Raw genomic sequence first — 12820 nt, 5'->3', positions numbered from 1 at the left:
GGGGCGCTACAGCGGCAGGCGGCGGAAGATCGGCCTCGGCAGGTGCCTCAGGGCCGTCATCACCAGGCGTAGCGCACCCGGGACCCAGACCGTCTCCGAGCGGCGGCGCAGCCCCAGCTCGATGGCGGTGGCCACGGCCTCCGGGGTCGTGGCGAAGGGGCTCTCCGGGCGGCCCGCCGTCATGCTCGTGCGGACGAAGCCGGGGCGGACGAGCATGACGTGGGCGCCGGTGCCGTGGAGAGCGTCGCCCAGGCCCTGGGTGAAGGTGTCGAGGCCGGCCTTGCTGGAGCCGTAGATGAAGTTGGAGCGGCGGGCCCGCTCGGCGGCGACGGAGGACAGGACGACCAGGGAGCCGTGGCCCTGCGCCTGGAGGGCCCGCGCGCAGACCAGGGCGGACGAGACGGCGCCGGTGTAGTTGGTCTGCGCGACACGCGCGGCGGACACCGGGTCGCGTTCGTCGTTCGCCTGGTCGCCGAGGACACCGAAGGCGAGGAGCACCATGTCGATGTCGCCCTCGGCGAAGACCTTGCCGAGGACCGCCTCGTGGGAGCCGGGGTCGAGCGCGTCGAAGGTGACCGTGTGGGTCTCCGCGCCGAGGCCGCGCAGATGGACGGCCGCGTTCTCCAGAGCCTGCGACGGGCGCCCCGCGAGCCACACCGTGCGAGTGCGGCGGGCGATCAGCCGACGGGCCGTGGCGAGCGCGATGTCCGACGTACCGCCGAGGATCAGCAGGGACTGGGGGGTGCCGAAGGCGTCCTTCATGACAGCTCCTGGGTGTGGGGGACGGTGGGGGCAGGGGTGGGCGCCACGCTCACGGCACGGCGCTGACGACACAGCGCTCACGGCATGGCGTTCACAGGTCGAGGCGGCGGGCCAGGTCCGAGACGAAGACCCCGTGCGGGTCCAACTCCTCGCGCAGCGCGCGGAATTCGGGGAGCCTCGGATACATCGCGGCCAGCAGTTCGGGCCGTAGCCGGGCGTCCTTCGCCAGGTAGACGCGGCCGGCGGCGGCCGCGACCTCCTCGTCGAGCGAGTCCAGGAAGGCGCCGAGACCGGGCAGGCTCGCCGGGATGTCCAGGGCGAGGGTCCAGCCGGGCATCGGGAAGGACAGCCAGCCGGGGGCGCCCTCGCCGAACCGCTTCAGCACGGCGAGGAAGGAGGGGCAGCGGCGCGCCGAGATCCGGTGGACGATCCGGCGCAGGGTCTCCTCCCGGCCGTGTCCGACGACGAACTGGTACTGCACGAAGCCGGACCGGCCGTAGATCCGGTTCCAGTGCGGGACCCCGTCGAGGGGGTGGAAGAAGGTGGAGATGCGCTGGAGTTCGTCGGTGCGGGACCGGGGCGCGCGGCGGTACCAGAACTCGTTGAAGAGCCCCATGGCCGTACGGCCGAGAAGACCGTCGGGGACGAAGGAGGGGGCGGCGGGGAGGCGGGGGGTGCGGAACTCCAGCGGGCCGACGGGCGCGCCCCTGCGGAACCGCCACGCGTCACCGAGCGCAAGGCGACCCGCACGCGCGCGCGTGGACGAGACCCGGGACACGCCCGACGGCGGCGTCCACGGCGCTCCCGACGGCGGTGCCCACGGTGATCCCGAGGCCGGTGTCCACGGCGTTCCGGACGGCTGTGTCCACGCCGACCCTCGCCCCGCGTTCCCCCGCCACCGCGTCTCCAGGGCCTCCAGGGGCGCGTGGTCGCCGCGGGTGAGCACCGCTCGGCCCGTCGCGGAGCCCTTGGCGAGCAGATCGATCCAGGCGACGGAGTAACGGTAGTAGCGGTCCGTGGCCGTGAGGCGGGCGAGGAGGTCGTCGAGGTCGCGCGCGCGTTCGGTGTCGACGCACATCCAGGACGTCTCGACGGGCAGGAGGCGGACGGTCGCGGTGAGGATGACGCCGGTGAGGCCCATGCCGCCGGCCGTGGCGTCGAAGAGCGGGGTGCCGGGGACGACCGTGCGGATCTCGCCGTCGGCCGTGAGCAGGTCCAGGGAGAGCACATGGCGGGCGAAGGACCCGGAGACATGGTGGTTCTTGCCGTGGATGTCGGCCGCGATGGCGCCGCCGACGGTCACCTGACGGGTCCCCGGGGTCACCGGCACGAACCAGCCCAGGGGGAGCAGGACCTCCATCAGCCGGTGCAGCGAGACGCCCGCGTCGCACAGCACGGTGCCGCCGTCCGCGTCGATGGCGTGGACCCGGTCGAGGCCGGTCATGTCGAGGACGGCGCCGCCCGCGTTGTGCGCCGCGTCGCCGTACGCCCGCCCGAGCCCCCGGGCGATCCCGCCCCGCGCCCCCTGCGCCCCGCACGCCCGTACGGCGGCCGCGGCCTCCTCGTAGGTGCGCGGACGGACCAACCGTGCGGCGCTCGGCGCGGTGCGGCCCCAGCCGGTGACCGTGACGGGAGCGGGAGCGGGAGCGGGGGCGGCGTCGGAGGTCGAGGCGGACGCAGAGGCAGAGGTAGAGGTAGAGGCGGAGCCGGGGGCGGGTGTGGCACGGCGTGGGCCGGCGGGCGGGGGAGCCGGGGAGGTCGGGGCGGCGTCGGCTGGCATGCTCGCGACCGTATCGCCGCGTATAAGGAGGAGTCGGGCACGTCGGTGCGGCCGCTCGGTCGCCTCACCGAAATGGGTGATTAGTGGGATGTCGTTCAAGATTGCCGTAGCTCCGGCCCGGTCGCCCGCGAGAGTGGCGTCGCATGGATGAAGTTGACGTCGTCAAGGGCGTGCGGGGACTGGACCGGCGGCTCCTCTCCGCGCTGCACGCCCGTGGTGCCGACCCGCGTGTCGCGAGCGCCGCGCGCGGGCTGTCCCGGGTCGGGGAGCACGGCCTGCTGTGGCTCGCGGCCGGGCTGGCGGGGGCCGCCGTCGACCGGGAGCGGCGTCGTGTGTGGCTGCGCGGCACGGCGCTGACCGCCGGGGCGCATCTGGCCAGCATGGGCGTCAAACGCGTCGTACGGCGACCGCGCCCCGCACACGTCGAGCCGCTGGTCGGCACGATCGGACGGCACTCCTTCCCCAGCTCGCACGCGAGTTCGGCGGCCGCGGCGGTCGCCGTCGTGGCCCACGGAGCACTGGGCGGCGCCCCGCTGCTGCTGTCCGCCGCCGCGCCGCTCGCCGCGGCGATGTGCGTCTCCCGGCTCGTCGTCGGTGTGCACTATCCGTCGGACGTGGCGGCGGGCGTGGCGCTCGGGGCGCTCACGGCGCGGTTGGGTGCGCGCTGGGTGGTGAGCGGTGATGGCTGAGTGCACGATGGCAGGGCGCACGCCGGGGAGCGCCGTGGTCCTGGAGCGCCGAACGCATTCCGGACAGGCGCCCCCGAAGGCGGGCCTCGTCCGCGGGCTCCTCCGAACGACCCGGCCCCGGCAATGGATCAAGAACACCCTGGTCGTCGCCGCGCCCGCGGCCGCCGGGGAGCTCTTCACTCCTCGCGCGATGGTCCAACTCCCGCTCGTCTTCGTCCTCTTCACGGCCTGTGCCGCCGCCGTGTACCTCGTCAACGACGCGCGGGACGCCGACGCGGACCGTGCCCACCCCGTCAAGCGCCACCGGCCGGTCGCCGCCGGGCAGGTGCCTGTCGCCGTCGCGTACGGAGTCGGGGGCGCCCTCGCCGTGCTCGCGCCCCTGGGCGCCGCCTGGCTCTGCTCGCCGTACACCGCCGCGCTGCTGACGGCGTACCTCGGACTCCAACTCGCCTACTGCGTCAGCCTCAAGCACGTCCTGGTCGTCGATCTGGCGGTCGTCACCACCGGCTTCCTGATGCGGGCGATGATCGGCGGACTCGCGCTGGGCATCCCGCTCTCCCGCTGGTTCCTGATCACCACCGGGTTCGGCGCGCTGTTCATGGTCGCCGCCAAGCGGTACTCGGAGGCCGTGCAGCTGGCCGACCGGGCGGGCGCGACCCGGGCCCTGCTCACCGAGTGCACCGCCGGACACCTCCGGTTCGTCTGGCAGTTGGCAGCCGGGGTCGCCGTGCTCGGCTACTGCCTCTGGGCCCTGGAGGAAGGCGGCGTACCCGCCGCCGGCGTGCTGCCCTGGCGGCAGCTCTCCATGATCGCCTTCGTTCTCGCCGTCCTCCGCTACGCCGTCTTCGCCGACCGGGGCACCGCCGGTGAACCCGAGGACGTCATCCTGCGCGACCGTGCCCTCACCCTCATCGGCGCCGTGTGGCTGACGATGTACGGGCTGGCGGTCGCGGACTGGTGAGCCGGTCGTCACGCCGCCGCAGATGATGACGTCGGGAGGGGATACGCGAACCGGTCCGGGGGTACCCGGTATCGGGTGTCGGCGACTGGGGCAGAGTTCGGATCATGGACTGGCTGAAAAAGCTCCCCGGGGTGGGTCCTTGGGTGGAGCGTCTGATGACCACGCACGCGTGGCGCTCGTACGAGCGGCTGGAGCGGGTGAGGTGGACCCGGCTGGCCGCGGCGATGACGTTCATCAGCTTCCTGGCGCTGTTCCCGCTGCTGACCCTGGCGGCGGCCATCGTCGCGGCGACCCTCGGCAAGGACCGGCAGCAGGAGCTGGAGGACCGGCTCAGTGAGCAGGTGCCCGGCATCTCCGACCAGCTCGACGTCGCGGGCCTCGTCGACAACGCCGGTACGGTCGGGATCATCGCAGGCGCGCTGCTGCTGTTCACCGGCATCGGCTGGGTCGGCGAGATGCGCGGGTGTCTGCGCGCGGTGTGGGAGAAGGAGGACCCCGACGAGAACCCCGTCCTCGCCAAGGGCAAGGACACGGGCCTGCTGGCCGGTCTCGGTGGCGCGGTCCTCGTATCGCTGGCCGCTTCCGCCGCCGCCTCCTGGGCCGTGGGCCGGTTCGCCGACCAGCTCGGCATCGACCGCGACGGCTGGGGCGGCATCCTCCTGCGCCTCGCCGCGTTCGCCGTCGCCGTCCTGGCCGCCTTCCTGCTCCTCCTCTACGTCCTCACCCTGCTCCCGGGCGTCCAGCCGCCCCGTCGCCGCCTCGTGGTGGCCGCCCTCATAGGAGCCGTGGGCTTCGAACTCCTCAAGCTCCTCCTCAGCGGCTACATCCAGGGCATCGCCTCGAAGAGCGTGTACGGCGCCTTCGGCGTCCCCATCGCCCTCCTCCTCTGGATCAACTTCACCACCAAGCTCCTGCTGTACTGCGCGGCATGGACGGCAGAGGACAGCAAGGAGAGCGGGGAGGCAGGAGGCGCGGGGGACACCGGAGGCGCCGGGAGCGCAGAAGATCTCATGCCCCCGACCGGCACCACCGCCCCGTAAGGGGCGCGGGGAACGGCGCGAGCAACCACGACGAGACCCGCACCCCGCATCGGACCGGACCGGACCCCAGCGAGGCAGCCGCTCCCGGACCGCCCTACTTGCTGCCCCGCAGAGGCCACTTCCGATTCACCAGAAACACCCCACCGGCCACCAACACCAGCACGCCCCCCATGATCCCGAGGGCAACCCCGACCCCGCCGCCCCCACCGGACGCACCCGACGCGACCGACTTCCCGCCCGCCCCACCGGAGACCGACGCCGACGCGGACGCCGTAGCCCCCGGCTGTGCGCTCGGCTCGTCGGCACCCCCACCGGAGGTGTCCGCGCCCTTGGGCGGCACGAGCTCACCCACCGGCGTCACCTTGCCCGCCGCCTTGAACCCCCAGTCGAGGAGGCTCGCGGTCTCCTTGTAGACCTGGTTGTGCTCCTCCTTCTCCGGGTGCATGACGGTGACGAGGAGGACCCGGCCGCCGCGCTCGGCGACCCCGGTGAACGTGGCGCCCGCGTTCGTGGTGTTGCCGTTCTTCACACCCGCGATGCCCTGGTAGGAGTCGAGGCCGCTGTCCCCGGTGAGCAGCCGGTTGGTGTTCTGGATCTCGAAGGACGAACGGCTCTTCTTGCCGTTCTTGCCCTTCTTCGTCTCGCCCGGGAACTTCGCCCGCACGGTGGAGCAGTACTCCCGGAAGTCCTTCTTCTGCAGCCCCGACCTGGCGATCAGCGTCAGGTCGTAGGCGGACGACACCTGCCCCTTCGCGTCGTACCCGTCCGGGCTGACCGCGTGCGTGTCCAGGGCCTGGAGTTCCTCGGCGTGCGCGTTCATGTCCGCGACGGTCTGCTTCACCCCGCCGTTCATGGCCGACAGGACATGCACCGCGTCGTTGCCAGAGCGAAGGAAGACACCGAGCCACAGGTCGTGGACGGTGTACGTCTCGTCCTCCTTTATGCCGACCATGCTGGAGCCCGAGCCGACCCCCGCCAGATCGGCGGGCACGACCTTGTGCTCGTCGTCCTTGTTGAACTTCGGCAGCAGCGTGTCCGCGAACAGCATTTTCAGCGTGCTCGCGGGGGCCAGCCGCCAGTGCGCGTTGTGCGCGGCCAGCACCTCGCCCGACTCGGCGTCGGCGACGATCCAGGAGCGGGCGCTGATGCCCTTGGGCAGCACGGGCGCGTCGCTGCCGAGGCTGGCCTGCGTGCCGGGCCGGCCGAGTGCCTCGCCGCCGACGGTCGACATGGTCGCCGGGGGAGTCGCGGACGGCGAGGCGCTCGAACTCGGCGACGGCTTCGCCGCGAAGGCCGGGCCGGCCGTCAACAGCGGCAGCGAGGCCAGGGAGAGAGACAGCAGGGTGGCTGAGGTGACCGACAGGGGGCGCCTGACGGTCTTCTTGGAGGCGGGCACGATCGAGAAAGTACATGGCTCCGACCGGTAAATCCCACTGGAGCGCCCCGTGGCGCTCCGACTCCTGCTCACGCCCCCGCTCGCACCCCGGCGCGATACCCGGACGCTCGACGGCGATACTGAACGCATGAAGCTCAGCCGCCCCCTCTCCTGGTTCCTGCTCGCCTTCGGGGTGTGGAGCTGGGTCATCTGGATCACTTTCGTCAAGAACCTCTGGAAGGACGGCAGCGGGCTCGCGTTCGACGACGCGGGTGATCCGACGGCGTACTTCTGGGTGCATCTGACGCTCGCCGTCGTCTCCTTTGTTCTGGGGACGGCCATCGGGGTCATCGGGTTGCGCGGGCTGCGCGCCCTTCGCCGAGCCGCACCCGGGAGTGCCTCGTGATGACCGTCGTCTTCGTCCTGGTGCTCCTGCTGGTGCTGGCCCTCTTCGGCGCGCTGCACTGGTACGCGTGGCGCCGCCTGGTGCGCGACACGACACGCGGGCCGGGCCCGGCCAGACGCGTGGGCACGGCGGTGTTCGTCGCGGGGCCGGTGCTGATGATCGGCGGCTTCGCGGCCGAGCGCACCGGCGCGCCCTTCTGGCTGCAGCAGACGCTGACCTGGCCGGGCTTCATGTGGCTCGCCCTCGCGCTGTACCTGCTCCTCGCCCTTCTGGTGGGGGAACTGCTACGCCCTCTCGTACGCCGCCTGGTGGCGCGGCGCGTCCCGGAGCCCGCGCGGCAGCCGGAGCCCGCGGTGCGGGAGCCGGTCCCGGCGGGCGCGCAGTCCGCACAGTCCGCCGAGTCCGTACAGCCCGTCGAGCCCGCGCAGCCCGCCGACCCCGGACAGTCGGCGCCGCCCCGCGCGCCGGAACCCCCGGACCCGACCGCCCCTGCGACCCCGGCCGACCCCTCCCGCCGCCTCTTCGTCTCCCGGGTGGTGGGCGGCGCCGTCGCCGCGGCCGCCGTGGGCACGGTCGGCTACGGCACCTACGGCGTCGTACGCGGACCCAAGCTCAAGCGGGTCACCGTGCCGCTGGCGAAGCTGCCGCGCGCCGCGCACGGCTTCCGGATCGCGGTGGTCAGCGACATCCACCTCTCGCCGATGCTGGGCCGGGGCTTCGCGCAGAAGGTCGTCGACACGATCAACTCGACGCAGCCCGACCTGATCGCGGTGGTCGGCGACCTGGTCGACGGCGATGTGGCGGACCTCGGCCCGGCGGCGGCACCGCTCGCCGGACTGAAGGCACGGCACGGCAGCTACTTCGTCACCGGCAACCACGAGTACATCTCCGGCGCCGAGCAGTGGGTCGACGAGGTGCGGCGGCTGGGGCTGACGCCGCTGGAGAACGCCCGCCGTGAACTGCCGTACCTCGACCTCGCCGGGGTGAACGACATCGCGGGCGAGGACGAGGGCCAGGGCCCCGACTTCGCCAAGGCGCTCGGCGACCGGGACACCTCGCGGGCCGTGGTGCTCATGGCCCACCAGCCCGTCCAGATCCACGCCGCCGTCGACCACGGCGTCGACCTCCAGCTCTCAGGTCACACCCACGGTGGCCAGATGTGGCCCATGACCTATGTCGCGCAGGCCGCCAATCCGACCCTCGCGGGGCTGGAGCGCTACGGAGACACCCAGCTCTACGTGACCCGCGGCGCGGGCGCCTGGGGGCCGCCGGTGCGGGTCGGGGCGCCCTCGGACATCACGGTCGTGGAGCTGGCGTCGAAGCAGGCGTGACGGTTCGTCAGGAAGGCTTCCGCTACAGGTACGGAAGGCTTTCGGGCACATATGGCGACATGCTTACCAAGTTCTTTCTCAACTCAACAAAACCTGTCTTCCGTCCACACAGCCGACTGTGGTTAGGTGATCCGCGCCATCGCGGAACCACTGTGCGTAGTGGGCCGGGTGGGGTCCTTGGAAGGGGCACCGATGCGATCGGTTCGCATACGGATTCTCGCGTCGCTGCTGGTGGTGGCGATCGCGGCGATCGGTGGCTGGCAGCTGATGCCGGCTCAGCGGGACGAGAACAGGACGATCGTCGTCGGCACGACCGACAAGGTCACCTCGCTGGACCCGGCCGGAGCCTACGACGCCGGATCCTGGGCCCTGTTCAACAACGTGTTCCAGTCGCTGCTGACCTTCGAACCGGGCGGCGCGGCTCCCGTGCCGGACGCCGCCCGCAGCTGTGAGTTCCTCGGCAACGCGCTCACCGTCTACCGCTGCGTCCTGCGCCCCGGCCTGACATTCCCCAGCGGACGCGAGGTCACCGGGAAGGACGTCAAGTACTCCTTCGACCGGGTCAAGCGCGTCAACTCCGACGTCGGACCGGCCGGGTTGCTCGACACCCTGCAGTCGGTCAGCGCGGACGGGCCGACCGTCACCTTCCGTCTGTCCTCGCCGGACGCCACGTTCCCGTTCAAGGTGGCCACCGGCGCCGGCTCGATCGTCGACCGGACCAGATACCCCGTCAACCGGCTCCGCACGGACGGCGGCGCCGACGGCACCGGCCCGTACACCCTGACGTCGTACGGCGACGGGCAGGCCCGCCTCACCCCCAACGACGGCTACCAGGGCGACGCCCAGGGGGCCCGCACCCCGGTCCTGATGCGCTACTACGAGAACTCGGAGGCGCTGCAGGAGGCGTGGAAGGCGCGCCGGGTGGACGTCGCCACGCGCACGCTGCCGCCCGCGACGCTCGCCGCCGTCTCGCCCAGCGACCTCGACCAGCGGGTCACCGAGGCCGACAGCACCGAGACCCGCAACCTGGTGCTCAACGTGCGGGTGGGCTCGCCGTTCCAGGACCGCCGGGTGCGGCAGGCGCTGGCCGCGCTGATCAACCGAGAGAAGCTGGTCGCCGAGGTCTACCAGGGCACCACCGAGCCCCTGTACTCGCTCATCCCGGCCGGACTCACGGGCCACACGACCTCGTTCTTCGAGGCCAACCCCCGGCCCGACCCGCAGCGGGCCCGCAAGCTGCTCGACGAGGCCGGTGTCGGCATGCCGGTCCGCTTCACCTTCGGCTACACCGAGGGCAGCGGTTCGACCGCCGCCGAGGCCGCCGAACTGAAGCAGCAGCTGGAGGCGAGCGGGCTGTTCTACGTGACCACCAAGGCGTACGAGTGGACGGCGTTCCAGAAGCGGTACGCCGAGGGCAAGCTGGACGCGTACGGGGTGGGCTGGGTCGCCGACTACCCCGACCCCGACACCTTCAGCGGACCCCTCGTCGGCACCGGCGGCTCCCTGAACAACGGCTACGGCAGTGGGCAGGCCGACCGGCTGATCAAGGACAGCCGGCGGTACGAGGACCGCAGCCGGGCCGCCGACGACCTCAAGGAGCTCCAGGAGGTCGTGGCCCAGGACGTGCCGATGATCCCGCTGTGGCAGCGCAAGGAGTACGTGCTCAGCACCGAGGAGGTCGGCGGGGCGCAGTACCTGTCCGACGACACCGGCGTCTTCCGGCTGTGGCGGCTGGACTGGATATGACGGACGCCGTGTGACAGCTGACGCGAAGTCGCGGGCCGCACGCGCGCGGGAGTGACACGGCGTGCCCGCCCCACGCATCGTTCTGTGGTGGGGGTGTGTCCGGGGTGAGGAGTGAACGTGCCGAGACGCGACTCCTTCCGGCTGCCCCGGCATCCGGCGTCCGTGGGGCTCGCCCGACGACGCGTACGGGAACATCTGGTGGCCTGGGGGCACAAGGAGGGCTCCGGGGACCTGGCGGACATCGTCCTCGTCGTCTCCGAGCTCGCGACCAACGTCGTACGCCACGGGCCCTTGCTGGAGCGGGAGTTCGAGGTCGCTGTGACCGCCCTGGCCGACGGGTCCTGCCTGGTCGAGGTGTCCGACGAGGACATGACCGTGCCGCGGATCAGGGACGTGGGGGACCGGGCGGAGACGGGGCGGGGACTGAGGCTCGTGGAGCACCTCGCCGCGGCCTGGGGGGTGTGGAGCCGAGGTCGGCACGGGAAGACCGTGTGGGCCCTGATGGGAGGGTGACCGTCACTTTCAGGCCATCACCCGGGGCCGTGCTCACCGCGACCTCACCCTCGTGGGCCTCCACCACCCCCTGCACGATGGCCATGCCCAGCCCGCTGCCGGCCCCTCCCCCCGCCCGGAAGAAACGGTCGAAGATCCGGGCCGCGTCCTCCTCCGCCAGACCGGGCCCCTCGTCCGCCACGTACAGACGCACGGTCCCGGCCGAGCGCTTCACCCCCAGCCGCACGGGCACGTCCGCCGGCGTGTGGGTGCGGACGTTGCTCACCAGGTTGCCCAGCAGCTGACGGAGGCGCGACTCGTCGGCCCGGACGAGGAGGACGCCGTCCGCGCGGACGGTGACCGGGCGGTCGGGCTGCTGGGCGCGGAGATCGGCGGCGGCGTCGCGGACCAGGCGGGTGAGGTCCACGTTCCTGAGCCGCAGTTCGGGCCGCTGGTCGAGGCGGGCGAGGGTGAGCAACTCGTCGACGAGGCGGCCCATCCGGTCGACCTCGTCGCTCATCCGGTCCCAGGCACGCCGGCGCTCGCCCGGACCGGTGAGCATGCCCTTGTCGTGCAGCTGGAGGTAACCGCGGATCGCGGCCAGGGGCGTACGCAGCTCGTGGGAGGCGTCGCCGACGAAACGGCGCAGCTGGTCGGCGCTGCGTTCCCGGGCGTGGTGGGCCGTCTCGACCTGCTGGAGCATGGCGTTGAGGGCGAGCCGCAGCTGTTCGACCTCCAGGGTCGTCTCGTTGCTGGAGGGGACACGACGGGTGAGGTCGCCCTCGGCGATCGCGGACGAGGTCTCGACCATGTCCTCCAGCGGCCGCATCCGGCGGCGCACGCCGAACAGCGTCAGACAGGCGAGCGTGGCGAGGAGCAGACCGCCGACGGCGAAGTCCAGCTTGAGGGCCTTGGCGATGACCCCGTGCAGCGAGGCGGTGGAGGCGCCGAGCAGGACGGTCGTGCCGTCGTCCATCCGGGCCGCCGTGACGCGGTACGGGGCGCCCGCCACGTCGACGTCGTACGGTTCGTCGTCCGCGACGAGGGCGGCAGGGTCGCCCACCGCGGCGGCGAGGGCGCGCTGCTCCCCGGTGGGCGCGAAGCCGGCGACGGTCAGCGGCTCGCCCCCGGCGTCCAGCGAGGTGAAGACGGCGCCCTGGACGAGCGAGTCGGCGCCGTCGGCCGTGGGTTCATCGGACGTCCGGTCGCTGAGGGCGACCAGCGCGCTGAGCGCGTCGACCTGCTCCAAGCTGATCCGGGCGGCCCCGATGGAGTCGCGGGTCGACATCAGCTCCCGGTCGACGCTGTCGAGCAGGTACATCCACATGGCTATCGCGCTGACCGCGGTGGCCGTGACGACGCCCACGGCGAGCAGGACGACGTTCGCGAGCGTCAGCTTGGCGCGCAGGGAGTACAGGCCGTGCCGCCGACACGGCCTGCGCGGCCTTCCGGGACGGCTCACACGAGGCCGTATCCGACGCCCCGCCGGGTGGTGATCACCGGTGGGCCGAGCGTGTCCAGCTTGCGCCGCAGGTAGCTGATGTAGGTCTCCACGACGGTCGAGTCGGCCGGCGCGTGCTCGTACTGCCAGACGTGGCGCAGGAGTTGCTCCTTGGGGACGACCCGTCCGCCGTTGCGCACCAGGAACCGCAGCAGGGCGTACTCGGTGGGCGTCAGTTCCACCGTGCGGCCCTCCCGGCGCACCGAATACGTCGTCTCGTCCAGCTCCAGGTCGCCGTAGCGCAGCGGCGGGCGCTGGGGCAGCACGTCGGTGCGCCGGGTACGGCGCAGGACGGCGGTGAGCCGGGCGACGACCACCTCGATGTCGAACGGCTTGGTGATGTAGTCGTCGCCGAAGCCGAGGGCGCCCACGATCTCGGCGGGCGCGTCCCGGGCGGTCAGGAAGACGAGCGCCGACTCCGGCCGCCGGGAGCGCAGTTCGCGGCCCAGGGCGCGCCCGTCGCCGTCCGGGAGCATCACGTCCAGCAGGACCACGTCGGGCCGGGTGCGCTCGGCGAGCGCGAGCGCCTCGCGGACCGTGCCGGCCGTCATCACCTCGAAACGGTGGTAGCGCAGGGCGATGGAGAGGACGTCCGCGATGCTCGGCTGGTCCTCGACGACGAGCACGGTCGCCCCCTCCTGGCCGGAGGCCGCCGCGTCCTCCTGGCCGCAGGCCGCTCGCTCGTGGCCAGCGTTCGCTCGCTCGGTTCCGGTCATGTCCTCAGTATCCGCACCGGA

11 protein-coding genes and 1 pseudogene are annotated in these 12820 nt (G+C 72.4%); 7 read left to right on the top strand and 5 right to left on the bottom strand.

All coding sequences use genetic code 11. The features are described 5' to 3' along the window. Window positions 1-6 precede the first annotated feature (6 nt). Together P8T65_RS17015 and P8T65_RS17010 are read right to left on the bottom strand one after the other, a co-directional pair. Window positions 7-762 carry a decaprenylphospho-beta-D-erythro-pentofuranosid-2-ulose 2-reductase gene (locus P8T65_RS17015; protein WP_316726184.1) on the bottom strand — a complete coding sequence of 252 codons (756 nt, stop codon included), beginning with the start codon at window positions 760-762 and terminating at the stop codon, window positions 7-9. A gap of 91 nt (window positions 763-853) precedes the next feature. Further along, window positions 854-2542, bottom strand: coding sequence for an FAD-binding oxidoreductase (locus P8T65_RS17010; protein WP_316726183.1), 1689 nt, complete (start codon window positions 2540-2542; stop codon window positions 854-856). 143 nt (window positions 2543-2685) lie between these two features. Here P8T65_RS17010 and P8T65_RS17005 point away from each other — a divergent pair, with 143 nt between their 5' ends. The 3 genes from P8T65_RS17005 (at window position 2686) to P8T65_RS16995 (ending at window position 5232) form a co-directional block, all read left to right on the top strand. Further along, on the top strand, window positions 2686-3231 hold the full coding sequence (locus P8T65_RS17005; protein WP_316726182.1) for a phosphatase PAP2 family protein: 546 nt from the start codon (window positions 2686-2688) through the stop codon (window positions 3229-3231). Then, on the top strand, window positions 3224-4192 hold the full coding sequence (locus tag P8T65_RS17000; RefSeq protein ID WP_399099084.1) for a decaprenyl-phosphate phosphoribosyltransferase: 969 nt from the start codon (window positions 3224-3226) through the stop codon (window positions 4190-4192). The genes P8T65_RS17005 and P8T65_RS17000 overlap by 8 nt, the downstream gene beginning before the upstream one ends. A 104-nt stretch (window positions 4193-4296) precedes the next feature. Then, complete coding sequence (locus P8T65_RS16995) at window positions 4297-5232, top strand: YihY/virulence factor BrkB family protein (RefSeq protein ID WP_316726181.1); 936 nt, start codon at window positions 4297-4299, stop codon at window positions 5230-5232. 94 nt (window positions 5233-5326) lie between these two features. On the opposite strand, the gene P8T65_RS16990 is transcribed toward P8T65_RS16995, so the two are convergent. Then, entirely contained in the window at window positions 5327-6628 is a 1302-nt protein-coding gene (locus tag P8T65_RS16990; protein WP_399099082.1) for a D-alanyl-D-alanine carboxypeptidase family protein, read from the bottom strand. A 127-nt stretch (window positions 6629-6755) separates the two neighbouring features. Between P8T65_RS16990 and P8T65_RS16985 the strand changes: the two genes are divergently transcribed. The 4 genes from P8T65_RS16985 (at window position 6756) to P8T65_RS16970 (ending at window position 10603) form a co-directional block, all read left to right on the top strand. Beyond that, complete coding sequence (locus P8T65_RS16985; protein WP_215448646.1) at window positions 6756-7013, top strand: SCO4848 family membrane protein; 258 nt, start codon at window positions 6756-6758, stop codon at window positions 7011-7013. Continuing rightward, the gene (locus tag P8T65_RS16980; RefSeq protein ID WP_316726179.1) at window positions 7013-8344 is read left to right on the top strand and encodes a metallophosphoesterase; all 1332 of its coding nucleotides are present in this window, start codon (window positions 7013-7015) and stop codon (window positions 8342-8344) included. Before P8T65_RS16985 ends, P8T65_RS16980 begins: the two co-directional genes overlap by 1 nt. 192 nt (window positions 8345-8536) lie before the next feature. Continuing rightward, complete coding sequence (locus P8T65_RS16975; protein ID WP_316726178.1) at window positions 8537-10090, top strand: ABC transporter substrate-binding protein; 1554 nt, start codon at window positions 8537-8539, stop codon at window positions 10088-10090. A gap of 117 nt (window positions 10091-10207) precedes the next feature. Continuing rightward, the gene (locus P8T65_RS16970; protein WP_316726177.1) at window positions 10208-10603 is read left to right on the top strand and encodes an ATP-binding protein; all 396 of its coding nucleotides are present in this window, start codon (window positions 10208-10210) and stop codon (window positions 10601-10603) included. Here P8T65_RS16970 and P8T65_RS16965 read toward each other — a convergent pair. Together P8T65_RS16965 and P8T65_RS16960 are read right to left on the bottom strand one after the other, a co-directional pair. Beyond that, window positions 10590-12044: pseudogene (locus P8T65_RS16965) on the bottom strand (ATP-binding protein); the annotation flags it as partial. The gene P8T65_RS16970 and the pseudogene P8T65_RS16965 sit on opposite strands and share 14 nt — an antisense overlap. Then, window positions 12041-12709, bottom strand: coding sequence for a response regulator transcription factor (locus tag P8T65_RS16960; protein ID WP_316731613.1), 669 nt, complete (start codon window positions 12707-12709; stop codon window positions 12041-12043). The gene P8T65_RS16960 and the pseudogene P8T65_RS16965, both read right to left, overlap by 4 nt. Window positions 12710-12820: the final 111 nt, after the last annotated feature.

The sequence above is a fragment of the Streptomyces sp. 11x1 genome, from assembly GCF_032598905.1.
In the GTDB taxonomy this organism is placed as follows: domain Bacteria; phylum Actinomycetota; class Actinomycetes; order Streptomycetales; family Streptomycetaceae; genus Streptomyces.
Note: the sequence above shows the minus strand (reverse complement) of the source record. Positions and strands in the feature narration are given on the sequence as shown.